The following is a 25719-nucleotide window of genomic DNA, read 5'->3' on the forward strand; positions in this document are numbered from 1 at the left end:
CACAGGATGTCCCCGCGGACAAGGGCCCCATGTTCGCGGGCGGGGGGACCTGCCGACGCGGCCGCCCGCGCGCTAGTGTCTGCGGCACAACGACGTTACTCACGGGTAAGGGGATTCGGCCATGCAGCTCGGGATCAACCTCGGTTACTGGGGTGGCGGGATGGACGCGGACAATCTCGCCGTGGCGCAGGAGGCGGACCGGCTCGGGTACGCCGTGTGCTGGGCCGCCGAGGCGTACGGATCGGACGCGGCCACCGTGCTCACCTGGGTCGCCGCCCAGACCGAGCGCATCGACGTCGGCTCGGCCATCTTCCAGATCCCGGCCCGCCAGCCCGCGATGACCGCGATGACCGCCGCGACCCTCGACTCGCTGTCCGGAGGCCGCTTCCGGCTCGGGCTCGGCGTCTCCGGCCCGCAGGTCTCCGAGGGCTGGTACGGCGTCAAGTTCGACAAGCCGCTGGCACGCACGCGCGAGTACGTCGAGATCGTACGCAAGGCGATGACCCGCGAGCGGCTGTCGTACGACGGCGAGCACTGGACGCTGCCGCTGCCCGGCGGCCCCGGCAAGCCGATCAAGCTGACCGTGCACCCGCAGCGCGAGCACATCCCGCTCTACATCGCCGCGATCGGCCCCAAGAACCTGGAGCAGACCGGCGAGATCGCCGACGGCGCGCTGCTCATCTTCCCCGCGGCCGAGCACCTGGAGGAGACCGCCGTCAAGTACCTGCGCGCGGGCCGCGAGAAGGCCGGCAAGACCCTCGACGGGTTCGACATCTGCCCGACCCTCCCGCTGGCCGTCGGCGACGACAAGGACGTGGCCCGGCTCGCCGACACCTTCCGCCCCTACACCGCGCTGTACGTCGGCGGCATGGGCAGCCGCAAGCAGAACTTCTACAACCAGCTCGCCCAGCGCATGGGGTACGAGAAGGCGGCCGCCGAGATCCAGGACAAGTACCTGTCCGGGGACAAGGAGGGCGCCGCGGCCGCCGTGCCCCAGGACCTGATCGACAAGACCACCCTGCTCGGCTCCGTCGACCGCATCGCCGACCGGATGAAGGCGTACGCGGCGGCCGGTGTCACCACCCTGACCCTGGCCCCGGCGGGCTTCACGCTCGACGAGCGGCTCGCGTCCCTGCGTGCCGGTACCGATGCCCTGGAGCGTGCCGGACTGGCATGACCCACGCCGGACCGGCGTGACACGAATTCGAGGGAGTTTCTGCGGCCGTGGTGGGGGCTCGGGGGGGTCTTCCCCGCCACGGCCGTCACGCAGAACAACGCGCGCGGGCCCGAGCAGTTACGCCCGCGCCGCAGCCGCGGACCGTGACCACGCGGGTCCTCCTTTCGGCGGAGCCGTCCGACACAGCTGTTGCGGCACCTCTCACCGGGCATTTGACTCGTTCTTTGCGGGCCCTGCGAAACCGTGCGGAATCATGCGGAGAGGTGCTCATCATGCTGTCGGCCAAGAGCCTGTTCCAGGAGATCCTCGACGACGACGAGTCCTTCCGGCTCTTCTGCTCCATCGCGGCCGGCGGCGAGGCGCAGGGAGGCTGGGAGAACGGGCGGATCGCGGCGCGCGTGCCGCAGAGCGAGCGCGCGCTCGCCCCCAAGATCGCCCGGCACGGCGCCGACGAGGACAAGCACGGTCGGATCTTCACCGCCCTGATGAGGAAGCGCGGCCTCGAACCCGTACCCGTGCCGCCCGAAACCGACTACACGATGCTCCTGGAGCGGGCCGGCATCGGTCTCGCGCACGAGAAGCTCAAGGGCGACCGGCCGCTCACCGTGGAGGACATCGTCGTCTATCTCGCCCACAGCCGGGTCACCGAGCAGCGCGCCTCCGAGCAGATGGAGCTGCTGCGCCGGTACTTCGCGGACCACCCCGACATCGGCCGCGCGGTCAGGATGATCTCCAACGACGAGGACAACCACCTCGCCTACTGCCACGAGGAACTGCTGCGCCTCGCGTACGCCGGACACGGCCGGACCATTCTGCGGGTGCTGCGCGAGTGCGCCCTCGCCGAGATCCGCGTCCACCGCGACGTCAGCCTCGCGGTGATGGCCCACATGGGACGCATCCTCGGCTGGTCGAGGGCCAGGTCGGCGCTCCTCGCCGCGGCCATCCACACCGTCTACACCTACGAACGGGCGGCCGGCTGGCGCCGGATGGTCTCCCTGAAGCCGCCGCGGCGGCGCAACGCGCTGGGCGGTCCCGCACCGGCCGCGCACGAGTACGCCTGAAGCGAGGTCGGCCGCCTACAGCCAGCCCCGCCGCTTGAAGCCCCGGAACAGCAGGATCTCCAGCACCGCCATCACGCACAGCACCGCCGGATAGCCCCAGTACCAGTGCAGCTCGGGCATGTTCGTGAAGTTCATGCCGTAGATCCCCGCGAGCAGCGTGGGGATCGCGGCCATCGCCGCCCACGCGGAGATCCTCCGCATGTCGTCGTTCTGTTGCACGCTCATCTGCGCGAGGTGCGCCGAGAGGATGTCGGAGACCAGCCGGTCCAGGCCGTCCACGGAATCGTTCACGCGCGTGAGATGGTCGTTTACGTCACGGAAGAAGGGCCGCGCCCCGTCGTCCACGAAGGGCACCGACGAACCGGCCGCCTCCCCGCCGGCCAGCCTGGTCAGCGGCATCTGCAGCGGCACCGTCGCCCGGCGGAACTTCAGGACCTGGCGCTTGAACATGTAGATCCTGGACGCGATGTCGCGGGAGCCGGTGGTGGCCGGAGAGAAGACCTCGGCCTCCAGCTCCTCCAGGTCGATCCCCAGCTCGGTCGCCACCTCCATGTAGGCGTCGACCGTGGCGTCCGCGATCGCGTGCAGCACCGACGTCGGCCCGTGCCGCAGCTTCGCGGAGTCCGCCTCCAGCCGCTGCCGTACGCCCTTGAGCGGCGAGATCTTGCCGTGCCGGACGGACACCACGAACGAGTCGCCGATGAAGACCATGACCTCGCCGGTGGCGACGCGGTCGTTCTCCGCCTCGTAGAAGACCGGCTTGAAGACCGTGAACAGCGAATCGTCGTACACCTCCAGCTTCGGCCGCTGGTGGGCCTTCAGAGCGTCCTCGACCGCCAGCGGGTGCAGCGCGAACACCTTCTTGACGCGGTCGAACTCCTCCGGCGTCGGATCGTGCAGCGCGAGCCACACGAACGCGTCGTCCGCGGCGCGCGCCTGCTCCAGGGCCTCGGCGGGGTCCGTGGGGCCCTCGGTGCGACGCCCGTCGCGGTAGCTGGCACAGTCGAAGATCACGGGTGCATTCTTCCGCCATACGAGCCGTTGTGCACCCGCTCGGGCGATTGCGTTCGCGGCCGGACCCCTCGGGGACCGCCGGCTCCTGCCGGACTCGGACTTCCATGGGCCGAACCAAGGCCTCGCAGCGCCCGTCTACGCTGGGCCGCATGCCCACCCTGATCCTCGTCCGGCACGGACGCTCCACCGCCAACACCGCGGGCCTGCTCGCCGGCTGGACGCCCGGCGTCGGCCTCGACGAGCGCGGCGCCCAGCAGGCCGCGGCGCTGCCCGGAAGGCTCGCCGAACTGCCGCTCTCGGAGGTCGTCACCAGCCCCCTGCAGCGCTGCCGGGAGACCGTCCAACCACTGCTCGACGACCGGCCCTCCCTGCGCGTGCACACCGACGAGCGCATCGGGGAGGCCCACTACGGCGACTGGTCCGGGCGCAAGCTCGCCGAGCTGAAGGACGAGCCGCTGATGGAGGTGGTGCAGGCGCACCCCTCGGCGGCGGAGTTCCCCGGCGGCGAGTCCATGCGGGCCATGCAGACCCGGGCCGTCGAGGCGGTACGCGAGTGGAACGCGCGCGTGGAGCGCGACCACGGCGCCGACGCGGTCTACCTGATGTGCTCGCACGGCGACATCATCAAGTCCCTCGTGGCGGACGCGCTCGGTCTTCACCTGGACCTCTTCCAGAGGATCTCCGTCGAACCCTGCTCCGTCACCGCGATCCGCTACACCCGTCTCAGGCCGTTCCTGGTCCGTCTCGGCGACACCGGGGACTTCGCCTCCCTGACGCCCCGCGAGGAGCCGCCCGGCGAAGACGCACCGGTGGGGGGCGGTGCGGGCGCACCGTGATCGACGGCCGCAGTAGGGTGAAGCGGTTGACATTGCCGCTTACAGGCATGGATCCTCACGCACTCTAGATCCCCATGGAGACAGGACGTGTCCCGTCAGGTGTTCCTCTACGACCCCCCGGACCGCTTCGTGGCCGGTACGGTCGGGCTGCCCGGGCGCCGTACGTTCTTCCTCCAGGCCTCCGCCGGCCCCCGGGTGACCAGCGTGGTCCTGGAGAAGACCCAGGTCGCCGCACTCGCGGAGCGGATGGACGAGCTTCTCGACGAGGTCGTACGCCGCAGCGGCGGCAGCGCGCCGGTGCCCGCCATGGCCCCGAACGAGATTTCGGACACCGCCCCGCTGGAGACCCCCGTCGAGGAGGAGTTCCGCGTCGGCACCATGGCCCTGGCCTGGGACGGCGAGGAACAGCGCATGATCGTCGAGGCCCAGGCGCTGGTGGAACTGGACGCCGAGTCCGAGGAGGACCTCGCGGAGGCCGAGGAGCGGCTGCTCCAGGACGAGGAGAACGGCCCCCCGATGCTCCGGGTCCGGCTCACCGGCGCGCAGGCCAGAGCCTTCGCCAAGCGCGCCCTCGACGTCGTCAACGCCGGAAGGCCGCCGTGCCCCCTGTGCAGCCTGCCGCTCGACCCGGAGGGACACGTATGTCCGCGCCAGAACGGATACCGCCGCGGGGCGTGACGCCCCACGGCGAGGCCGCCGAGCTGCTCACCGAGGGTGAGCTGACCGTGCGCGGCCGTATCCGCGAGGCGTCCAACGCGGCGCTGTTCTGCACGGTCGCCCACGACGGGCGGGAAGCTTCCTGCATCTACAAGCCCGTCGCCGGGGAGCGCCCGCTGTGGGACTTCCCCGAGGGCACCCTGGCCGAGCGCGAGGTCGCCACGTACGAGCTCTCCGAGGCCACCGGCTGGGGGCTGGTGCCGCCCACGGTGCTGCGCGACGGCCCCTACGGCGAGGGCATGTGCCAGCTGTGGATCGACCCGGTCCCCGACGGCGAGCTCCTCGCCCTGGTGGACGGCGAGGAGCCCGAGCCGGGCTGGAAGGCGATCGGCTTCGCCGAGGTCGGCGACGGCAGGACCGCGCTGCTCGTGCACGCCGACGACGAGCGGCTGCGACGGCTCGCCGTCCTCGACGCGGTGATCAACAACGCGGACCGCAAGGGCGGCCATCTGCTCCCCGCCGCCGGCGACCGCCTGTACGGCATCGACCACGGGGTCACCTTCAATGTCGAGAACAAGCTGCGGACCCTGCTGTGGGGCTGGGCGGGCGAGCCCCTCACGCCCGATGCCGTCGAGGTCCTGAAGGGGCTGAAGGAGGCCCTGGGCGACACCGGCGCGCTGGGCGCCCGGCTGGCCGAGCTGATCACCGGGGCGGAACTGAAGGCCACCCGCGCGCGCATCGAAGCGCTGCTCACCTCCGGCAGGCACCCCGAGCCGAGCGGTGAGTGGCCGCCGATTCCCTGGCCACCCGTGTAGCGGCCGGGACGGGCCCGCGGCCGGTCCCGGCGTCGCGGCACATCCGGCGCGGATGCGCAAGATCGCCTTTCCGGTCGTCCGGCCGGTCCGGTTCGTATACGGAACTTCCGGCCGGTTAGGCTCATGTACATGCATGCCTGGCCCGCTTCTGAGGTCCCCGCCCTTCCCGGCAAGGGCCGCGACCTTCGGATCCACGACACCGCGACCGGTGGTCCGGTCACCCTCGACCCCGGTCCCGTCGCCCGTATCTACGTCTGCGGCATCACGCCGTACGACGCGACCCACATAGGGCACGCGGCGACCTACAACGCGTTCGACCTCGTGCAGCGCGTGTGGCTCGACACCAAGCGGCAGGTTCACTACGTCCAGAACGTCACCGACGTCGACGATCCTCTCCTGGAGCGCGCGGAGCGCGACGGCGTCGACTGGGTCGCCCTCGCCGAGCAGGAAACGACCCTGTTCCGCGAGGACATGACCGCCCTGCGGATGCTCCCGCCGCAGCACTACATAGGCGCCGTCGAGGCCATACCCGGCATCGTCCCGCTCGTGGAGCGGCTGCGCGACCTGGGCGCCGCCTACGAACTCGAGGGCGACATTTACTTTTCCGTCGAGTCGGACCCGCACTTCGGCCAGGTCTCGAACCTCGACGCCGCCGCCATGCGGCTGCTGTCCGCCGAGCGCGGCGGCGACCCGGACCGCGCGGGCAAGAAGAACCCGCTCGACCCGATGCTGTGGATGGCCGCCCGTGACGGCGAGCCCAGCTGGGACGGCGGCTCGCTCGGCCGCGGCCGGCCCGGCTGGCACATCGAGTGCGTGGCCATCGCCCTCGACCACCTCGGCATGGGCTTCGACGTCCAGGGCGGCGGCTCCGACCTCGCCTTCCCGCACCACGAGATGGGCGCCTCGCACGCCCAGGTGCTGACCGGTGAGTTCCCCATGGCCAAGGCGTACGTCCACGCCGGCATGGTCGCCCTGGACGGGGAGAAGATGTCCAAGTCCAAGGGCAACCTCGTCTTCGTCTCGCAGCTGCGCCGCGACGGCGTCGACCCCGCCGCCATCCGGCTCACCCTGCTCGCCCACCACTACCGCTCCGACTGGGAGTGGACCGACCAGGTGCTGGCCGACGCGGTGGCCCGGCTCGGCCGCTGGCGTGCCGCCGTCTCCCGTCCCGACGGGCCATCCGCCGACGCGCTCGTCGACGAGATCCGCGAGGCCCTCGCCCACGACCTCGACGCCCCGGCCGCGCTCGCCGCGGTGGACCGGTGGGTGGCGCTGCAGGACGAGCGGGGCGGCACGGACACCGGCGCCCCCGGCGTCGTCTCGCGTGCCGTGGACGCCCTGCTGGGCGTGGCGCTCTGAGCAAGGGGAAGGGGCGGTACGCGAGTTGCGTACCGCCCCTTCCCGCTGCGTGGGGTCAGTCCTCGGACGAGTCCTCGTCGCCCCTGTCCCCCTTGTCGCCCTTCTCCGGGTTCTCGGATCCCGGATTCCCGGGCGTTCCAGGGCGTCCCGGGCTGCCGGGCTTCGGCGGCTTCGGGGGACGGGTCCTGCCGCTCGGGTTGTCCCGCAGGTACGAGGTGGGCGACGTCCCGTCCCCGCCGTCCGCCGTGGCGTGCCCGCCGGGCGGGCCGACGTCCCGTCTGCGCAGGTAGCGCTCGAACTCGCGGGCGATGGCCTCGCCCGACGCCTCCGGCAGCTCCGCGGTGTCCCGGGCCTCCTCCAGCGTCTGGACGTACTCGGCGACCTCGCTGTCCTCGGCGGCCAGCTGGTCCACGCCGACCTGCCAGGCACGCGCGTCCTCGGCCAGCTCACCCAGCGGGATGCGCAGGTCGAGCAGGTCCTCCAGGCGGTTGAGCAGGGCCAGCGTCGCCTTCGGGTTGGGCGGCTGCGACACGTAGTGCGGTACGGCGGCCCACAGCGACACCGCCGGGACGCCCGCGTGCGTGCAGGCCTCCTGCAGGACGCCGACGATGCCCGTCGGACCCTCGTACTTGGTCTCCTCCAGGTCCATGCGGCGGGCCAGGTCCGCGTCGGACGTGACGCCGCTGACCGGCACGGGACGCGTGTGCGGGGTGTCACCGAGCAGGGCGCCCAGGATGACGACCAGCTCGATGCCCAGCTCGTGCGCGAAGCCGAGCAGCTCGTTGCAGAACGACCGCCAGCGCATGGACGGTTCGATGCCGCGGACCAGCACCAGGTCGCGCGGCGTCTCGCCGCCGACCCGGACCACCGACAGGCGCGTGGTCGGCCAGGTGATCTTGCGTACACCGCCGTCCATGAAGACCGTGGGGCGGTTGACCTGGAAGTCGTAGTAGTCCTCGGCGTCCAGCGCCGCGAACACCTCGCCCTTCCACTCCCGTTCCAGATGCGCGACCGCGGTGGAGGCGGCGTCGCCGGCATCGTTCCAGCCCTCGAACGCGGCCACCATGACCGGGTCGATCAGCTCGGGAACCCCCTCGAGCTCGATCACCCAGTGCCTCCTTCCGACATGCCCTCACGTACGCCTCAACCTTACGGCGTCCGGCGGGGGCGTCCGCAGCCCCCTTGCACGGGGGAGTGAACGGATCACTGCCCCGTTCGCGAACCCCGGACACCCCGGCCCACCGTGGCGTCCCGTACCCCACCACCGATCGCCGGAGGCCGGCAAGTTCGCCAGGGTCCGCCTGATCGATGTCCCTGCGCATACGGCCATGGCCAGCGGCCGGCACTGACACCGGGTCAGGAGAGAGGGGCGGCCCCATCGGCGGGGAGCCGCCCCTCGGTCCCCCTGCGAAGGGAGCCGCCCTCGGTACTGACCGGTGGTCACTTCCCGTCGAGCAGGTACTCGACCTTCGCCCGGACCTCGTCCGTGGCCAGGCCGCGGATGGTCAGCGTCGTACGGCGGCGCAGCACGTCGTCCGTCGTCTCGGCCCACTCGTGGTCGCGCGCCCAGACGACCTGCGCCCAGATCTCCGGCGCGTCCGGGTGGACGCGCTCGGCCAGTTCCGGATTGTCGTTGGCGAGCCGGGCGATGTCGAAGGCCAGCGAACCGTAGTGGGTGGCCAGATGCCTGGCGGTGTCGGGGGCCATGCGCGGGCCGGGCGCCGGGCGGTCCACCAGGAGGCGGTGAGCCACGGCGCGGGGGTTGGCGACGCCGGGCAGCGGCAGCCGCTTCGGGAGGGAGGAGACCGGTTCGAAGTCGTCGCCCAGCGGGTGGCCCGGAAGCGCCTGGAGCTTCTTCATGACCGTACGGCCGATGTGCCGGAAGGTGGTCCACTTGCCGCCGGCGACGGACAGCATGCCGCCCCTGCCCTCGGTCACCACGGTCTCGCGCTTGGCCTTCGCCGTGTCACCCGGGCCGCCCGGCAGCACCCGCAGACCCGCGAAGGCGTAGGTGATCAGGTCACGGTCGAGCTGCTGGTCGCGTATGGAGAACGCGGCCTCGTCGAGGATCTGGGTGATGTCCTTGTCGCCCACCGCGACGTCCGCCGGGTCGCCCTCGTACATCTCGTCGGTGGTGCCCAGCAGAAGCATGTCCTCCCAGGGGAGGGCGAAGGTGATGCGGTACTTGTCGATCGGTGTGGCGAGCGCGGCCTTCCACGGCGCGGTGCGCTTCAGGACCAGGTGTGCGCCCTTCGACAGCCGGATCGACGGCGCGGCGTGCGGGTCCTCCATCCTGCGCAGGTGGTCGACCCACGGGCCGGTCGCGTTCAGCACGAGGCGGGCGTTCACCCCGAACTCGTCACCGGACAGCCGGTCCCTCAGCTCCGCACCCGTCACCCGGCCCCGCGTGAAGCGCAGGCCGGTGACCTCGGCGTGGTTGAGCACGGCCGCGCCGGACTCGACGGCCGCGCGGACCGTCATCAGCGCCATGCGCGCGTCGTTCATCTGGTCGTCGCCGTACACGGCCACGGCCTTGAGGTTCTCGGTGCGCAGCTCGGGCACGTCCTGCGCCGCCTTCGCGGGGGAGAGCAGGTGGCCCACGCCGTCACCGAACGCGGACAGCGCGGAGTAGGCGAAGACGCCCGCTCCGAGCTTCGCAGCGCCGTGCGGCCCGCCCTTGTACACGGGGAGGTAGAACGTGAGCGGATTCGCCAGATGGGGGGCCACCTGGCGGGAGACCGCACGGCGCTCGAAGTGGTTCTCCGCCACCAGCTTCACCGCCCCGGTCTGCAGGTAGCGCAGACCGCCGTGGAGCAGCTTGGAGGAGGCGGACGAGGTGGCGCCGGCGAAGTCACCGGCGTCGACCAGAGCCACCCTGAGGCCGGACTGCGCGGCGTGCCAGGCGGTGGAGATGCCCAGGATGCCGCCGCCGATCACGAGAAGGTCGTACGACGCGCATGCGAGCTGCTCCCGGGTCTCGGCGCGGCTCGGGTTCGAGCCGGAGGCCGGGCGCGTCCCCAGGGCAGGCACGGACTGCAGGGTGGGCTGACTGGTCATGTGGGGTGACTACTCCTCGTGCTCGATCCAGCCCATGGTCCGCTCGACGGCCTTGAGCCAGTTCTTGTATTCACGGTCGCGGGTCTCCGCGTCCATGCGGGGGGTCCACTCGGCGGCCCGGCGCCAGTTGGCGCGCAGGTCGTCGGTGCTGGTCCAGAAGCCGACCGCGAGACCGGCGGCGTACGCGGCGCCCAGGCAGGTGGTCTCGGCGACCATCGGGCGCACCACCGGCGCCTCCAGGACGTCCGAGAGCGTCTGCATCAGCAGGTTGTTGGCGGTCATGCCGCCGTCGACCTTGAGCGTGGACAGCTCGACGCCCGAGTCCTTGGTCATGGCGTCGGCGACCTCACGGGTCTGCCAGGCGGTGGCCTCCAGGACGGCACGGGCGAGGTGCGCCTTGGTGACGTACCGCGTCAGACCGGCGATCACACCGCGCGCGTCGGAGCGCCAGTGCGGGGCGAACAGGCCGGAGAAGGCCGGGACGAAGTAGGCGCCGCCGTTGTCCTCGACGGAGAGCGCGAGGGTCTCGATCTCGGCGGCGGTGGAGATCAGGCCCATCTGGTCGCGCATCCACTGCACCAGGGAGCCGGTGACGGCGATCGAACCCTCCAGGGCGTAGACCGGCTTCTGGTCGCCGATCTGGTAGCCGACCGTGGTCAGCAGGCCCGAGTAGGAGTTGATGATCTTCTCGCCGGTGTTCATCACCATGAACGTGCCGGTGCCGTACGTCGACTTGGTCTCGCCCTCGGAGAAGCAGGTCTGGCCGAACAGGGCCGCCTGCTGGTCGCCGAGCGCGGACGCCACCGGGATGCCGCCGAGCAGGTCGCCGAGGCGGCCGCCGGTGATCTCGCCGTAGACCTCGGCGGAGGAGCGGATCTGAGGGAGCATCTCCATCGGGACGCCGATCGAGGAGCAGATCTTGTCGTCCCACTGCATCGTGTGCAGGTTCATCAGCAGGGTGCGGGAGGCGTTGGTGACGTCGGTGACGTGGTGGCCGCCGTCGACACCGCCGGTCAGGTTCCAGATGACCCAGGTGTCCATGGTGCCGAACAGGATGTCGCCCGCCTCGGCGCGCTCGCGCAGGCCCTCGACGTTGTCGAGCAGCCAGCGGGCCTTGGGTCCGGCGAAGTAGGAGGCCAGCGGGAGGCCGGTCTCGCGGCGGAAGCGGTCCTGGCCGACGTTGCGGCCCAGCTCCTTGCACAGGGCGTCGGTGCGGGTGTCCTGCCAGACGATGGCGTTGTGGACGGGCTCACCGGTGTTCTTGTCCCACAGCACGGTGGTCTCGCGCTGGTTGGTGATGCCGATGGCCTTGATGTCGTCGCGCGTGATGCCGGCCTTCTCGACGGCGCCGGCGACGACCTCCTGGACGTTGGTCCAGATCTCGTTGGCGTCGTGCTCGACCCAGCCCGGCTTCGGGAAGATCTGCTCGTGCTCCTTCTGGTCGACGGAGACGATACGGCCGTCCCGGTCGAAGACGATGCACCGGCTGGAGGTCGTGCCCTGGTCGATGGCCGCGATGAACGGGCCTGCGGTGTGGGCGTCGGTCACTGTGTGCTCCTGGTGTTCCGTGGGTGGGAGGGCTGCGGGGGCTGTATCTACGGCGCGTGCTGCGAGGCTCGGTGCTCGGGAGCGTGATCTCCGGAAGCTCGTTTTCCTTTAAGCAAATGCGACGTTGTATATGCCTGCAGCGATCGCGCCGCCGATCAGCGGACCGACCACCGGGATCCAGGCGTAGCCCCAGTCGGAGCCGCCCTTGTTGGGCAGGGGCAGAAGGGCGTGCACGATGCGCGGACCCAGGTCACGGGCCGGGTTGATCGCGTACCCCGTCGGGCCGCCGAGCGACAGACCGATGGAGACGACCACGAGCGACGTGATCAGCGCGCCCAGGGGGCCGAGGCCGTTGCCCTTGTCGTTCAGGCCCTGCGTGAGGACGGCGAGCACCAGCACGACGGTGCCGATGATCTCCGTGGCGAGGTTCTGCCACGTGTTCCGGATCTCCGGACCGGTGGAGAAGATGCCCAGGACCGGGCCGGCGCCCTGCTCCTGCGCCTCGACGGCCTTGGTGGCCGTGGCCTGCGCACCGGGGCCGCCGACGATCGCCTTGTCGGTGAGGTGCGCCTGGAACTGGCCGTAGTAGGCCAGCCAGAGGAGGGTGGCACCGATCAGGGCGCCGAACATCTGGCCCGCCCAGTAGACGGGGAGCGTGCTGAAGTCGTGATCCTTGATCGCGAGCGCGAGCGTCACGGCGGGGTTGAGGTGGGCGCCGGACAGGGGCGCCGAGGTGTAGACCGCCGTGAGCACTGCGAAGCCCCACCCGAAGGTGATGGCGAGCCAGCCGGCGTTGCGGGCCTTGGAGGCCTTGAGTGTGACGGCGGCGCAGACGCCACCGCCGAGCAGGATGAGTAGGGCGGTACCGATGGTCTCGCCGATGAAGATGTCGGAGCTGGACACCCGCGACTCCTTTGTCCTTCGTCCAGGGGAAGCCGAACCCCGGGTCCCACCGGGGGTTCTCTCGCCCTCGAGGTGAGAGCGATGCCGGCCCTTGGCGTTGCCACACTCTAGCGCGTATTGCCGGTAAGTGTTCGACAATGCCGACCGATGGACGGGAGTCTTGTCTCGCCGTCACGCATGAGTCAAGGGTTCTGTAATCGAATGCGGGATCGTTATTCATTGCCACACACGGACGATCTCGAACCGGGGACGCGCAGCGCCGAGGCGTTCACCCAGAGTGCCGATCGGGCGGGTGAGGGAGGGTGGCGGCGTTCCCGGGTGTGGGGTGTCCGTACGTCCCGGCTCATGGGTGTTCGCGCGCCGCGCACCTACCTCTTCGCCGGGCCACGGGCCCCTTGGGCTGTCAGCGCCTCCGCATCCGGATCCCGCCCGGACGCCCGCGCCCTCAGAAGCGTCTGGCGCCCAGATCCCGTGACACCGCGCGGGCGCAGTCCCGTACCGCCGCAATCAGTTCCGGGCGCAGGTCGCCGTCGCGGCTCAGGCGCTCCACCGCGCCCGTGAGGCCCACGGCGCCCACCGGCATGCGACGGCGGTCGTGGATGGGGGCCGCGATGGAGGCCATGCCCTCCCAGGTCTCCTCCACGTCGATCGCGTAGCCCCGCGCGCGCGTGATGTCGAGGAGGTGCTCGAAGCCCTCCAGCTCACAGACGGTGCGGTCCGTGAAGGCCTTGCGGTCGGCCTCCACGACCTCGCTGTGCGCGACGGGGTCGTACGCCGACAGCACCTTGCCCAGGGCCGTGGAGTGCAGCGGCTGCATGGCGCCGATCTCCAGCACCTGCCGGCTGTCGTCGGGCCGGAAGACGTGGTGCACGATCAGCACGCCCTGCTGGTGCAGCACCCCGAGGTAGACGCTCTCCCCGCTGGAGCGGGCCAGGTCGTCCGTCCACACCAGGGCCCGCGCCCGCAGCTCGTGCACGTCGAGGTAGGTGGTGCCCAGGCGCAGCAGCTCGGCGCCCAGCTGGTAGCGCCCGGAGGCCTCGTCCTGCTCCACGAAACCCTCGTGCTGGAGGGTGCGCAGTATGCCGTGGGCCGTACCCTTGGCGAGGCCCAGCGACGAGGCGATGTCCGACAGACCGAGTCGCCGCTCGCCGCCCGCGAGCAGCCGTAGCATCGCGGCCGCCCTTTCGAGCGACTGGATGTTCCGTGCCATCGCCGTACCGCCTCCGTCTCCTTCGCCCGTCGACGCGCGACGTCCGCTGCACTGTTCGGCAATGCCGAACACTACCGGCCCATGCTGACCTCCCGCTAATAGGAGGCCGACACCCGCCGACGGCACCCGCGGCCCGCGCACGCCATGTCCGCCACGCCAGTCCGCGTCGTGGACGCGCTTGCCCATCCCAGCCGACTCCCGGTTACGCTGACGCCGTGCGCCTTCCCCGGACCTGCCCGGAAGGCGCAAAGCCGACAGCCGTCGCATCCAAGGGAGCCCTTCATGGCCTCGTTGCCGCCGACCCCTTCCGCCGACAGCCGGACCCGTGCGTCCGCGCTCCGAGAGGCGCTCGCCACGCGTGTGGTGGTCGCCGACGGAGCGATGGGCACCATGCTCCAGGATCAGGAACCGACCCTCGAGGACTTCCAGCAGCTCGAGGGCTGCAACGAGATCCTCAACCTCACCCGCCCCGACATCGTCCGCTCCGTCCACGAGGCGTACTTCGCCGTGGGCGTCGACTGTGTCGAGACCAACACCTTCGGTGCCAACCACGCGGCCATGGCGGAGTACGACATCGCCGACCGCGTCCATGAACTGTCCGAGGCCGGCGCTCGCATCGCCCGCGAGGTGGCCGACGAGTTCACCACGGGCGACGGCCGCCAGCGCTGGGTGCTGGGCTCGATCGGCCCCGGCACCAAGCTGCCCACGCTCGGCCACGTGCCGTACACCACCATCCGCGACGGCTTCCAGGCCAACGCCGAGGGCCTGCTCGCGGGCGGCGCCGACGCGCTGATCGTCGAGACCACCCAGGACCTGCTCCAGACCAAGGCCTCCGTCCTCGGCGCCCGGCGCGCCATGGAGGCCACCGGCACCGAGGTGCCCCTGCTCTGCTCGATGGCCTTCGAGACCACCGGCACCATGCTGCTCGGCTCCGAGATCGGCGCCGCGCTGACCGCGCTGGAGCCGCTCGGCATCGACATGATCGGCCTGAACTGCTCCACCGGCCCCGCCGAGATGAGCGAGCACCTGCGCTACCTCACCCGGCACTCGCGCATCCCGCTGCTGTGCATGCCGAACGCGGGCCTGCCGGTCCTCACCAAGGACGGCGCGCACTTCCCGCTCGACGCCGAGGGCCTGGCCGACGCCCAGGAGAACTTCGTACGCGACTACGGCCTCTCGCTCATCGGCGGCTGCTGCGGCACCACCCCCGAGCACCTGCGCCAGGTCGTCGAGCGCGTCCGGGACCTCACCCCGACCGAGCGCAGCCCCCGGCCCGAGCCCGGTGCGGCCTCCCTCTACCAGTCGGTGCCCTTCCGCCAGGACACCGCCTACCTGGCCATCGGCGAGCGCACCAACGCCAACGGCTCCAAGAAGTTCCGCGAGGCCATGCTGGACGCCCGCTGGGACGATTGCGTGGAGATGGCCCGCGAGCAGATCCGCGAGGGCGCGCACATGCTCGACCTCTGCGTCGACTACGTGGGCCGCGACGGCGTCGCCGACATGGAGGAGCTGGCCGGCCGCTTCGCCACCGCCTCCACGCTGCCGATCGTCCTCGACTCCACCGAGGTCGACGTCCTGCGTGCCGGACTGCAGAAGCTCGGCGGCCGCGCCGTCATCAACTCCGTCAACTACGAGGACGGCGACGGACCCGACTCCCGCTTCGCCAAGGTCACCGCGCTCGCCCAGGAGCACGGCGCCGCCCTGATCGCGCTGACCATCGACGAGGAGGGCCAGGCCCGAACCCCCGAGAAGAAGGTCGAGATCGCCCAGCGGCTGATCGCCGACCTCACCGGGAACTGGGGCATCCACGAGTCGGACATCCTCGTCGACTGCCTGACCTTCACCATCTGCACCGGTCAGGAGGAGTCCCGAAAGGACGGCATCGCCACCATCGAGGCGATCCGCGAGCTGAAGAAGCGCCACCCGGAGGTGCAGACCACCCTCGGTCTGTCCAACATCTCCTTCGGCCTCAACCCGGCCGCCCGCATCCTGCTCAACTCCGTCTTCCTCGACGAGTGCGTGAAGGCGGGCCTGGACTCGGCCATCGTGCACGCGTCGAAGATCCTGCCGATCGCCCGCTTCGACGAGGAGCAGGTGCGGACCGCACTCGACCTGATCTACGACCGCCGCGCCGAGGGCTACGACCCCCTCCAGAAGCTCATGCAGCTCTTCGAGGGCGCCACCGCCAAGTCCCTGAAGGCGGGCAGGGCCGAGGAGTTGGCCGCGCTGCCGCTGGAGGAGCGCCTCAAGCGGCGCATCATCGACGGCGAACGCAACGGCCTGGAGGCCGACCTCGACGCGGCGCTGGAGACCCGGCCCGCCCTCGACATCGTCAACGCGACGCTCCTGGACGGCATGAAGGTCGTCGGCGAGCTGTTCGGCTCCGGCCAGATGCAGCTGCCGTTCGTGCTCCAGTCCGCCGAGGTCATGAAGGCCGCCGTCGCCTACCTCGAACCGCACATGGAGAAGTCGGACGCCGAGGGCAAGGGCACCATCGTGCTCGCGACCGTGCGCGGCGACGTCCACGACATCGGCAAGAACCTCGTCGACATCATCCTGTCCAACAACGGCTACAACGTGGTCAACCTCGGCATCAAGCAGCCGGTCTCCGCGATCCTGGAAGCGGCGGAGGAGCACCGGGCCGACGTCATCGGCATGTCCGGGCTCCTGGTGAAGTCCACGGTGATCATGAAGGAGAACCTGGAGGAGCTCAACCAGCGCGGCCTGGCGGCGACTTACCCCGTCATCCTCGGCGGCGCCGCACTGACCCGAGCGTACGTCGAGCAGGACCTGCACGAGCTCTACGAGGGCGAAGTCCGCTACGCCCGCGACGCGTTCGAGGGCCTGCGCCTGATGGACGCGCTGATCGGGGTCAAGCGGGGCGTGCCCGGGGCGGCGCTGCCGGAGCTCAGGCAGCGCCGGACGCGGCAGACCCCCGCCGTCGAGATCGACGAGCGTCCGGAGGAGGGCCACGTCCGTTCCGACGTCGCCACCGACAACCGCGTTCCCGCGCCGCCGTTCTGGGACACCCGTGTCATCAAGGGCATCCCGCTCAAGGACTACGCGAACTGGCTGGACGAGGGCGCCCTGTTCAAGGGCCAGTGGGGACTGAAGCAGGCCCGCAGCGGCGAGGGGCCGACGTACGAGGAACTGGTCGAGACGGACGGACGCCCGCGCCTGCGCGGCCTGCTGGACCGGCTCCAGACGGACAACCTCCTCGAAGCGGCCGTGGTCTACGGCTACTTCCCCTGTGTGTCCAAGGACGACGACCTGATCATCCTGGACGAACGCGGCAACGAGCGCACCCGCTTCACCTTCCCGCGCCAGCGCCGCGGCCGACGCCTGTGCCTGGCCGACTTCTTCCGGCCCGAGGAGTCGGGGGAGACGGACGTGGTCGGCCTGCAGGTCGTCACCGTCGGTTCGCGGATCGGCGAGGAGACCGCCAAGCTCTTCGCGTCCAACTCCTACCGCGACTACCTCGAACTGCACGGTCTGTCCGTGCAGTTGGCGGAGGCGCTCGCCGAGTACTGGCACGCCCGCGTCCGTTCGGAGCTGGGCTTCGCCGGCGACGACCCGGCCGGCATCGAGGACATGTTCGCCCTGAAGTACCGGGGCGCGCGCTTCTCCCTCGGCTACGGCGCCTGCCCCAACCTGGAGGACCGCGCCAAGGTCGCCGAACTCCTCGAGCCGGAGCGCATCGGCGTCCACCTGTCGGAGGAGTTCCAGCTCCACCCCGAACAGTCCACGGACGCGATCGTGATCCACCACCCGGAGGCCAAGTACTTCAACGCCCGCTGAGCCTTCCGGGGTCTCCGGGGAGGTCGCCCGCCGACCTCCCCGGGGAAGATCGCGCCGGGCCGTGAGCCGTCCCGGGCATGACCTGTCGCTCCCCGGCCATCCGGGGGGTGTTTCCCGTGGTACCCCCGCGCCGGAGTGGTAAACCAGGCGTTTCGTTCGACGGAGTCGTAGACTGGTCGATCCACCGCAGGCCGGTTCCCGCATGGGAGCCGGCCTGATCGTCCCTCAAGGAGGTGCGCCAGGATGACCAGCACGGTCCCCGCGCTCGGAACCCGTACGTCGGAAGGGTCGGCCCTGCAGGCCGTGCTCCTCGACATGGACGGGACACTGGTGGACACGGAGGGCTTCTGGTGGGAGGTGGAGGTCGAGGTCTTCGGGAGCCTCGGTCACGTCCTCGACGAGTCCTGGCGGCACGTCGTGGTCGGCGGTCCCATGACCCGCAGCGCGGGCTTCCTCATCGAGGCCACCGGCGCCGAGATCGCCCTCGCCGAGCTCGCCGACCTGCTGAACCAGGGCTTCGAGGACCGCATCGGACGCACCCTGCCGCTGATGCCGGGCGCCGCCCGGCTGCTCGCCGAGCTCAGCGAGCACGAGATCCCCACCGCGCTGGTCTCCGCATCCCACCGCCGCATCATCGACCGTGTGCTGGCCTCCCTGGGTCCCCAGTACTTCGCCCTGTCCATCGCCGGTGACGAGGTCTCGCGCACCAAGCCGTATCCGGACCCGTATCTGCTCGCCGCCGCCGGTCTCGGTGTGGACCCGGCCAGATGCGCCGTCGTCGAGGACACCGCGACCGGCGTCGAGGCCGCGGAGGCGGCCGGCTGCCAGGTGGTCGCCGTGCCGTCCGTGGCGCCCATCGCCCCGGCCGACCGGCGCACCGTCGTCACCTCCCTGGAAGAGGTGAACCTGGCATTTCTGCGCGGTTTGATGACGGAAATGCGCTAGCCGTTCACTGGGGGTACCCCCTGCTCGAAGGGCTTGGGGGAGTGCGAAGGCGATTGGACAAAAGCCCGTTCATGTACACCGGCGTAATTCGGATCGAGCCGTCTGGCCGAATTCCGGTAGCGGTCAACCGAGTTGAAAGTGTGACGTTCACCACTTCATGAGGGGTCGACGGCGGGGGTGGGGTATGCAGGTCATCCCTGGCCGGATGGAATCAAGGTGCCCTTGTGTCCTGATTGATGGAACGGTGCGCCATTCATGCCGCTGTCCGGTTTTCGGTGTGTCCGCGACCGGTTTCACTGCGTGATGACGCCTCAACTCCGGCGACTGTGAACGCTCATGCGGGCGCGGACTAATCTCAGCGGAGAGAACTTCGCCCCACCCCGTGATCCGCCGCGACACCCTTGCATGCCGGATACACGGATCGCACAGTCCTGGAGAAACCCGAGCATGAACCGCAAGACTTTGGTGCTGCCGGCCATGGCCGGCCTGCTCGCGCCTGTCCTCGCCGCGTGCGGCGGATCCGACAGCGGGAGCAAGAGCGACGGCGCGATCGTCGTCGGCACCACGGACCGGTTCACCGCCACCAAGGATGCCCCGGCGCCGCTCGATCCGGCCTACGCCTACGACGTCGGCCCCACGAATATCCTGCGTCAGACCGTACAGACCCTGATGATCCAGCCCAAGGGCGACGGCGACCCGGTGCCCGAGGCCGCCGAGAGCTGCGGCTTCACCGACAGCGGCAACGAGCGCTACGCCTGCCGGCTCCGCGACGGCCTGGAATTCTCCGACGGCGACCCCATCACCGCCCAGGACGTCAAGTACTCGATCGAGCGGGCCCTGCGCATCAACGCCGACAGCGGTGTGAGCGCCCTGCTGTCCAGCATCGACACCGTCGAGACCCAGGGCGACAACGAGGTGATCTTCCACCTCAAGACCGCCGACGCCACCTTCCCGTACAAGCTGTGCAGCACGGTCGCCGGCATCGTCGAGCCCAAGAAATACGCGAAGGGCAAGCTGCGCGACGGCTTCGAGGTGGACGGCTCCGGGCCGTACACCGTCCGGAACGACATCGCGAACAACGACATCGTCACCGCCACCTTCGCCAAGAACCCCCACTACAAGGGGAGTCTGAAGGTCGGCAACGACAAGGTCCAGATGCGCACCTTCACGAACGCCCGGACGATGGGCTCCGCCCTCGACAAGGGCGACATCGGTGTCATGCTGCGCACCATGACGCCGGCGCAGATCAAGACGCTCGACACCGGTTCCGACAAGAACGTCGACCTGGTCGAGATGCCCGGCCTCGAAATCCGCTACCTGGCCTTCAACACCGACGCGCCCACCGTCCGGAACAAGGCCGTACGCCAGGCGATGGCCCAGGTCATCGACCGCGGCGCGCTCGTCTCCAAGGTCTACGGCTCCCAGGCCGAACCGCTGTACTCGCTGGTCCCGGCCTCCATCACCGGCCACTCCAACTCGTTCTTCAACAAGTACGGCGACCCCAACTCCGCCAAGGCCAAGGCGCTGCTCGACCGGGCCGGCATCAGTACCCCGGTGAAGCTGACCCTGCACTACACCACCGACCACTACGGCGCCGCCACCAAGCAGGAGTTCGACGTCCTGCGGCAGCAGCTCAACGCCAGTGGCCTGTTCGACGTCAGCGTCAAGGGCGAGCCGTGGGACACCTTCCGGCCCGCCGAGCAGAAGGGCCGGTACGACGTCTACGGCCTGGGCTGGTTCCCCGACTTCCCCGACGCCGACAACTACCTTGCGCCGTTCCTGGACAAGGACAACTTCCTGAGCTCGCCGTACGACAACAACACGATCCGCGGCACCCTGATCCCGGAGTCGCGCCGCCAGCCCGACCGGCTCGGCGCCGCCCGGAGCCTGACGGAGATTCAGGACATCGTCGCCGACGACGTTCCCGTACTGCCGCTGTGGCAGGGCAAGCAGTACGTCGCCGCACGGGACGACATCACGGGCGTCGCGTACGCCCTCAACTCCTCCTCGGAGCTTCAGCTGTGGGAGCTCGGCCGCGGTGTGAGCGGCTGACGTCTTCCTGTACACCCGGGGCCCGGGACCGGGGGCCACGGTTCTCGAGACACGACGACAAGGCACATGCTGTGAACTTGCGCAACCAGTGGCCAGTCCTGCCGATCGTGGCGGGCCTGGCCTCCGGCCTGTTGACCGGCTGCGGCACGGAAGACAGCGGATCCGAGAGCAATGCTTCCCACGTGGTGATGGGCATGTCCGACGACATCCTCGCCACCGACCCCGCCTCCGGATACGATCCCGGCTCCTGGCTGTTGTTCAACAACGTCTTCCAGACGCTGCTGAGCTTCCCCAACGGCGCCACGGAACCCCAGCCGGAGGCCGCGCGGGAGTGCTCCTTCACCGACGGCCAGGCCAAGGTCTACCGGTGCACGCTCAAGGACGGGCTCGAGTTCAGCAACGGTGACGCCCTCACCTCGAAGGACGTCAAGTTCTCCTTCGACCGCATGCTGAAGATCAACGACCCCGCCGGTCCCGCCATCATGTTCCCGATGCTCGACAAGGTCGAGACTCCGGACGCGAAGACCGTCGTCTTCCGGCTGAAGGTCCCCGACGCCACCTTCCCCAGCAAGCTCGCCTCCGGCGCCGGCTCCATCGTCGACCACCAGCAGTACGACGCGAACAGCCTGCGCAAGGACGGCAAGGCCGTCGGCTCCGGCCCCTACAAGCTGGACGCCTTCGGCGACGGAAAGGCCGACTTCTCGGTCAACCCCGCCTACAAGGGGACCGCCAAGCGCCAGAACTCCGGCGTCACCCTCAAGCTGTTCCACGGCGACCAGGACCGCCTGAAGAAGGCACTCCTCGACGACGACGTCGACCTCGCCTACCGCGGCCTCACCGCGCACGACATCGCCGACATAGACCAGAAGGACGACGGCAGCGGCATCCAGGTCATAGAGGGCAGCAGTGCCGAGGTCCAGCACCTGGTCTTCAACATGGACGACCCCGTCGCCGGAAAGCTCGGCGTCCGCAAGGCGATGGCCTACCTGATCGACCGCGACGCCCTCATCAAGGACGTCTACCAGGGCACTGCCACGCCCCTCTACTCGATCATCCCGGCCGGTATCGCGGGCCACAACACGGCCTTCTTCGACACCTACGGCGCCCGCCCGTCCCGCGCCAAGGCCGCCGACGCCCTGCGCGCCGCCGGCGTCACCGGCAAGGTCAAGCTCACCCTCTGGTCCACCCCGTCCCGCTACGGCCCCGCGACCGACGAGGAACTCAAGGCCATCGCGGGCCAGCTCAACGCCAGCGGGCTGTTCGACGCGAACGTGCAGTCCGTCGCCTTCGACCAGTACGAGAAGGACATCGCCCAGGGCAAGTACGGCGTCTACGTCAAGGGTTGGGTCCCCGACTACCCCGACGCCGACAACTTCACGTCCCCCTTCTTCGGCAAGGGCAACGTGCTGGCCAACCACTACACCAACAACACGATCACCGGCACGCTCATCCCGCGCACCGCGGCCCTGAGCAACCGCTCCGCGACCGAGACCGAGTTCGGCAGACTCCAGAACATCGTCGCCGAGGAACTCCCCGTCCTGCCCGTCTGGCAGGCCAAGCAGTACGCGGTCGCCCACGACGGCGTCTACGGCCTCGAGAACTGCCTCGACGCCTCGACCGTGTTCCGCTTCTGGGAACTCAGCAAGAGCCAGGGCTAGCCGGGCCCGACGGCCGGACATACGCCGAGGGCGCCCCCTTCTCCGGAAATTCTCCGAAGTTCCAGGAAGGGAGCGCCCTCGCGGCTTTGCCGCGTGTCCGTCACTGCGCGCCGGGGCGCACCAGTCCGCTCTCGTACGCGTACACCGCCGCCTGCACCCGGTCCCGCAGGCCCAGCTTGGTCAGTACATGCCCGACGTGCGTCTTGACGGTGGTCTCGCTGACGAACAGGTCGGCGGCGATCTCGGCGTTCGACAGGCCGCGTGCCACCAGCTTCAGCACCTCGACCTCACGGTCGGTGAGCGAGTGCAGCGTGTCCGGCACCGGGTCCTCACCCGACGGCAGATGCGTGGCGTACTTGTCGAGCAGCCGCCGTGTGATGCTCGGCGCCAGCATGGCCTCACCGGCGGCGACCACCCGGATCGCCTGCACGAGTTCGTCGGCGGGCGCATCCTTGAGCAGAAACCCGCTGGCCCCCGCCCGCAGCGCCTCCACCACGTACTCGTCCAGGTCGAACGTGGTCAGCACCAGCACCTTCGCCGGGCCGTCCCGCTCCGGCCCGGTGATCTGCCGGGTCGCCTCTACCCCGTCCATCCGCGGCATGCGGATGTCCATCAGCACCACATCCGGCTGCAGAGCACGCACCTGGTCGAGGGCCTGCAGACCGTCACCGGCCTCGCCCACGACCGCGATGCCCTGCTCCGCCTCCAGAATCATCCGGAACCCCGTACGCAGCAGCGGCTGGTCGTCGACCAGTAGGACGCGGATGGCCACGTGAATCCCCCTTCGCTAGTCGCGGCCCATTCTGCCCTGCACGGGCACGCCGCCTCGCTGCCGGGGTCAGGCCCCGGCAGCGCGCACCGGCAGCGGATACGGCGGAGGCGTGCCGCCGAACTCCGGGCAGTGCGCCTGGTGGTCGCACCAGCCGCACAGCTTGGTCGGACGCGGCCGCCAGTCACCCGTCTCGGTGGCCTGCCGGATCGCCTCCCACAGCGCCAGCAGCTTGCGCTCGACCCGCTCCAGGTCGGTGAGGACCGGGTCGTACGTCAGGACGTCACCGCTGCCGAGATAGACGAGCTGGAGCCGCCGCGGGATCACCTTCTTCAGCCGCCAGACGACCAGCGCGTAGAACTTCATCTGGAACAGCGCGCCCTCGGCGTATTCCGGTCTCGGCGCCTTGCCGGTCTTGTAGTCGACGATCCGCACCTCACCCGTCGGCGCGACGTCGACCCGGTCGATGATCCCGCGCAGCCGCAGCCCCGACTCCAGCTCGGCCTCCACGAACATCTCGCGCTCGGCCGGTTCGAGCCGGGTGGGGTCCTCCAGCGTGAACCACCGCTCCACCAGCCGCTCGGCCTCCCCGAGCCAGCGCGCGAGCCGCTCGCCCTCCGGATCGTCGGCGAACAGCTCGACGACCTCCGGCTTCGTCTCCCGCAGCCGGTCCCACTGCCCGGGGATCAGCGAGGTCGCACGGGGAGCCGTCCGCTCGGCCGCGGGCGCGTCGAAGAGCCGCTCCAGCACCGCGTGCACCAAGGTCCCCCTGGTCGCGGCCTCGCTCGGCTTCTCGGGCAGCCGGTCGATCACCCGGAACCGGTACAGCAGCGGGCACTGCATGAAGTCACTCGCCCGCGACGGCGACAACGAGGAGGGCGCTATGGGCGCGGGCGGCCCTGCCACGACCGGGGCCGCCGTGGTCGCCGGTGTGACGGGAGATGCCGCTGTGACCGGAGATTCCGCATCCTCGATGCTGCTGTCCATGACCACAGACCCTACGTCCCACCACTGACAACGAAGGCCCGTGGGCCACGTCCCGCAGGACGACGGAGCAAACACGGGGGTGCCGGGGCGGAAGGCGCGACGACTGCCGCATACCATCGACCCAGACCCTCCGCCGGGCCGACGCGGAGGACGCTTCGATCGAGGGGACACCGTGGACGTGAGCGGCGGGAGCGGGCAGCCGCGGCCCGGCAACGACAGGCCGACCGAGCACCCGGCAACTCCTGCGACCCCGGCTTCCGAACACCCCGGGCCGCACCCCCACGACGGCCCCGCACCCGGCCAACGGCACCCGGAACCAAGCGGTTTCGACGACACGGAGCCGACGAAGGCCGACGAGGACGGCACGCCCCCCGCCGACGGCGACACGGCAGCCCCCCGGCCGCCGGCCCTCGCCCCGGCCGACGGCGACGACCACCGCCCGGCAGAGACCGGCACCGACCACAGCCGGGCCGAGACCGACGACGACCGCCCGGCGGAGGACGCCACCGACCGCCGCCCGGCAGGTACCGACGACGTACAGCAGCCCCCGGCCGAGACCGCCGACGACCACAGCGCCCCGGACCCGCAGTCCGCTCCTGCCTCCGCCCCCCGCTCCCTCGCCCACTCCGGGACGTCCGGGACCACAGGCAAGAAGCGCCCGCCCCGCCGCCCCAGGGAGCTCCGTGGCGGGCTGCTCATGGGGCGGCCCTTCGGGGTGCCCGTGTACGTCGCGCCCAGCTGGTTCATCGTCGCCGCGCTGATCACCTGGGTGTTCGGCGGGCAACTGGACCGCGTACTGCCCGAACTCGGCGCCGCCCGCTACCTCGTGTCCCTCTTCTTCGCGGTCGCCTTCTACGCCTCCGTGCTGGTCCACGAGCTCGCCCACACCGTCGCCGCCATCCGCTTCGGACTCCCGGTCCGCCGCATCCAGCTCCAGTTCTTCGGCGGTGTCTCCGAGATCGAGAAGGAGGCCGAGACCCCCGGACGGGAGTTCGTGCTGGCCTTCGTCGGGCCGTTGCTCTCCCTCGTCCTCGCCGGTCTCTTCTACCTCGCCATGCAGCCCGTCCGGCCCGGCACGGTCCCCGGCGTCCTGCTGGCAGGCCTGATGGTCTCCAACCTCATCGTGGCCGTCTTCAACCTCCTGCCCGGCCTCCCGCTCGACGGGGGCCGTATGCTCCGCGCCGTCGTCTGGAAGATCACCGGCAGGCCCATGAGCGGCACCGTCGCCGCCGCCTGGGTCGGGCGCGCCCTCGCCCTGTCCGTCCTGATCGGCCTGCCCCTGCTCAACCAGACCGGCGCCTTCGGTCCGGGCAGCGCGGAGATCAACGGTATGGACACCGTCACCGACGCCCTGCTCGCCGCCATCCTGGCCGCGATCATCTGGACCGGCGCCGGCAACAGCCTCCGCATGGCCCGCTTGCGCGAACACCTTCCGGAACTCCGTGCCCGCGCCCTCACCCGCCGCGCCGTCCCGGTGGAGACGGACACCCCGCTGTCCGAGGCGCTGCGCCGGGCCAACGCCGCCGGAGCCCGCGCCCTGGTCGTCGTCGACGCCGACGGCAGCCCCCTCGCCCTCGTCCGCGAGGCCGCCATCGTCGGCGTACCGGAACACCGCCGCCCCTGGGTCGCCGTGAGCGACCTCGCCCAGGAGCTCACCGACGGCATGTGCGTCTCCGCCGAGCTGGCCGGGGAGGACCTCCTCGACACCCTCCGCGCCACTCCGGCCACCGAGTACCTGGTCGTCGAGGACACCGGCGAGATCTACGGCGTCCTGTCCGCCGCCGACGTCGAGCGCGCCTTCGTCAAGGCCATGGCCCGCCCCACCGCCTCGTAGGGGCGGGCCTCGTGGTCGGCGCCCCCGGGAATCGCCGGT

At 70.4% G+C, this 25719-nt stretch carries 19 protein-coding genes; 11 read left to right on the plus strand and 8 right to left on the minus strand.

Features of this window, described 5'->3' with window-relative positions:
• Positions 1-121: 121 nt before the first annotated feature.
• Together ABZ910_RS12330 and ABZ910_RS12335 are read left to right on the plus strand one after the other, a co-directional pair.
• Complete coding sequence (locus ABZ910_RS12330; RefSeq protein WP_361362499.1) at positions 122-1177, plus strand: LLM class F420-dependent oxidoreductase; 1056 nt, start codon at positions 122-124, stop codon at positions 1175-1177.
• A gap of 272 nt (positions 1178-1449) precedes the next feature.
• On the plus strand, positions 1450-2238 hold the full coding sequence (locus ABZ910_RS12335; protein ID WP_361362502.1) for a ferritin-like domain-containing protein: 789 nt from the start codon (positions 1450-1452) through the stop codon (positions 2236-2238).
• Positions 2239-2253: 15 nt separating this feature from the next.
• Here the strand turns inward: ABZ910_RS12335 and corA are convergent, their stop codons facing one another.
• Complete coding sequence (gene corA / locus ABZ910_RS12340) at positions 2254-3252, minus strand: magnesium/cobalt transporter CorA (RefSeq protein ID WP_361362505.1); 999 nt, start codon at positions 3250-3252, stop codon at positions 2254-2256.
• Positions 3253-3401: 149 nt separating this feature from the next.
• On the opposite strand from corA, the gene ABZ910_RS12345 reads away from it, so the two are divergent.
• From ABZ910_RS12345 to mshC, 4 genes are all read left to right on the plus strand, one after another.
• On the plus strand, positions 3402-4088 hold the full coding sequence (locus ABZ910_RS12345; protein WP_361362507.1) for a histidine phosphatase family protein: 687 nt from the start codon (positions 3402-3404) through the stop codon (positions 4086-4088).
• A gap of 87 nt (positions 4089-4175) precedes the next feature.
• The gene (locus tag ABZ910_RS12350; protein WP_361362510.1) at positions 4176-4766 is read left to right on the plus strand and encodes a DUF3090 domain-containing protein; all 591 of its coding nucleotides are present in this window, start codon (positions 4176-4178) and stop codon (positions 4764-4766) included.
• Positions 4730-5560: an SCO1664 family protein gene (locus ABZ910_RS12355; RefSeq protein WP_361362513.1), complete on the plus strand. Its 831-nt coding sequence runs from the start codon at positions 4730-4732 to the stop codon at positions 5558-5560. Before ABZ910_RS12350 ends, ABZ910_RS12355 begins: the two co-directional genes overlap by 37 nt.
• A 129-nt stretch (positions 5561-5689) precedes the next feature.
• Positions 5690-6919 carry a cysteine--1-D-myo-inosityl 2-amino-2-deoxy-alpha-D-glucopyranoside ligase gene (gene mshC / locus ABZ910_RS12360; protein WP_361362515.1) on the plus strand — a complete coding sequence of 410 codons (1230 nt, stop codon included), beginning with the start codon at positions 5690-5692 and terminating at the stop codon, positions 6917-6919.
• 55 nt (positions 6920-6974) lie between these two features.
• Here mshC and ABZ910_RS12365 read toward each other — a convergent pair whose 3' ends face one another.
• From ABZ910_RS12365 to ABZ910_RS12385, 5 genes are all read right to left on the minus strand, one after another.
• Positions 6975-8027 (minus strand): PAC2 family protein, encoded by a 1053-nt coding sequence (locus tag ABZ910_RS12365; protein ID WP_361362518.1) that lies wholly within the window; start codon positions 8025-8027, stop codon positions 6975-6977.
• A 332-nt stretch (positions 8028-8359) separates the two neighbouring features.
• Positions 8360-9976, minus strand: a complete 1617-nt coding sequence (locus ABZ910_RS12370; protein WP_361362520.1) for a glycerol-3-phosphate dehydrogenase/oxidase — start codon at positions 9974-9976, stop codon at positions 8360-8362.
• 9 nt (positions 9977-9985) lie between these two features.
• Entirely contained in the window at positions 9986-11524 is a 1539-nt protein-coding gene (glpK, locus tag ABZ910_RS12375) for a glycerol kinase GlpK (RefSeq protein WP_361362523.1), read from the minus strand.
• A 108-nt stretch (positions 11525-11632) separates the two neighbouring features.
• Positions 11633-12427: an MIP/aquaporin family protein gene (locus ABZ910_RS12380; protein ID WP_361362526.1), complete on the minus strand. Its 795-nt coding sequence runs from the start codon at positions 12425-12427 to the stop codon at positions 11633-11635.
• A 445-nt stretch (positions 12428-12872) separates the two neighbouring features.
• Positions 12873-13637: an IclR family transcriptional regulator gene (locus ABZ910_RS12385; protein WP_361362529.1), complete on the minus strand. Its 765-nt coding sequence runs from the start codon at positions 13635-13637 to the stop codon at positions 12873-12875.
• Positions 13638-13919: 282 nt separating this feature from the next.
• On the opposite strand from ABZ910_RS12385, the gene metH reads away from it, so the two are divergent.
• From metH to ABZ910_RS12405, 4 genes are all read left to right on the plus strand, one after another.
• A complete protein-coding gene (metH, locus tag ABZ910_RS12390) occupies positions 13920-17435 on the plus strand; it encodes a methionine synthase (RefSeq protein WP_361362531.1) in 3516 nt (1171 codons plus the stop codon).
• Between the two features lie 243 nt (positions 17436-17678).
• The gene (locus tag ABZ910_RS12395; RefSeq protein WP_361362533.1) at positions 17679-18380 is read left to right on the plus strand and encodes an HAD family phosphatase; all 702 of its coding nucleotides are present in this window, start codon (positions 17679-17681) and stop codon (positions 18378-18380) included.
• Positions 18381-18827: 447 nt separating this feature from the next.
• Positions 18828-20432 carry an ABC transporter substrate-binding protein gene (locus tag ABZ910_RS12400; RefSeq protein ID WP_361362536.1) on the plus strand — a complete coding sequence of 535 codons (1605 nt, stop codon included), beginning with the start codon at positions 18828-18830 and terminating at the stop codon, positions 20430-20432.
• Between the two features lie 71 nt (positions 20433-20503).
• Positions 20504-22090, plus strand: coding sequence for an ABC transporter substrate-binding protein (locus tag ABZ910_RS12405; protein WP_361362539.1), 1587 nt, complete (start codon positions 20504-20506; stop codon positions 22088-22090).
• A 100-nt stretch (positions 22091-22190) separates the two neighbouring features.
• On the opposite strand, the gene ABZ910_RS12410 is transcribed toward ABZ910_RS12405, so the two are convergent.
• Both ABZ910_RS12410 and ABZ910_RS12415 read right to left on the minus strand, forming a co-directional pair.
• Complete coding sequence (locus ABZ910_RS12410; RefSeq protein WP_361362542.1) at positions 22191-22862, minus strand: response regulator transcription factor; 672 nt, start codon at positions 22860-22862, stop codon at positions 22191-22193.
• Positions 22863-22928: 66 nt separating this feature from the next.
• Entirely contained in the window at positions 22929-23846 is a 918-nt protein-coding gene (locus tag ABZ910_RS12415; RefSeq protein WP_361362545.1) for a RecB family exonuclease, read from the minus strand.
• 172 nt (positions 23847-24018) lie between these two features.
• Here ABZ910_RS12415 and ABZ910_RS12420 point away from each other — a divergent pair, with 172 nt between their 5' ends.
• Positions 24019-25680, plus strand: a complete 1662-nt coding sequence (locus ABZ910_RS12420; RefSeq protein ID WP_361362547.1) for a site-2 protease family protein — start codon at positions 24019-24021, stop codon at positions 25678-25680.
• Positions 25681-25719 lie beyond the last annotated feature (39 nt).

It is taken from the genome of Streptomyces sp. NPDC046805 (assembly GCF_040645355.1).
Lineage (GTDB): Bacteria > Actinomycetota > Actinomycetes > Streptomycetales > Streptomycetaceae > Streptomyces.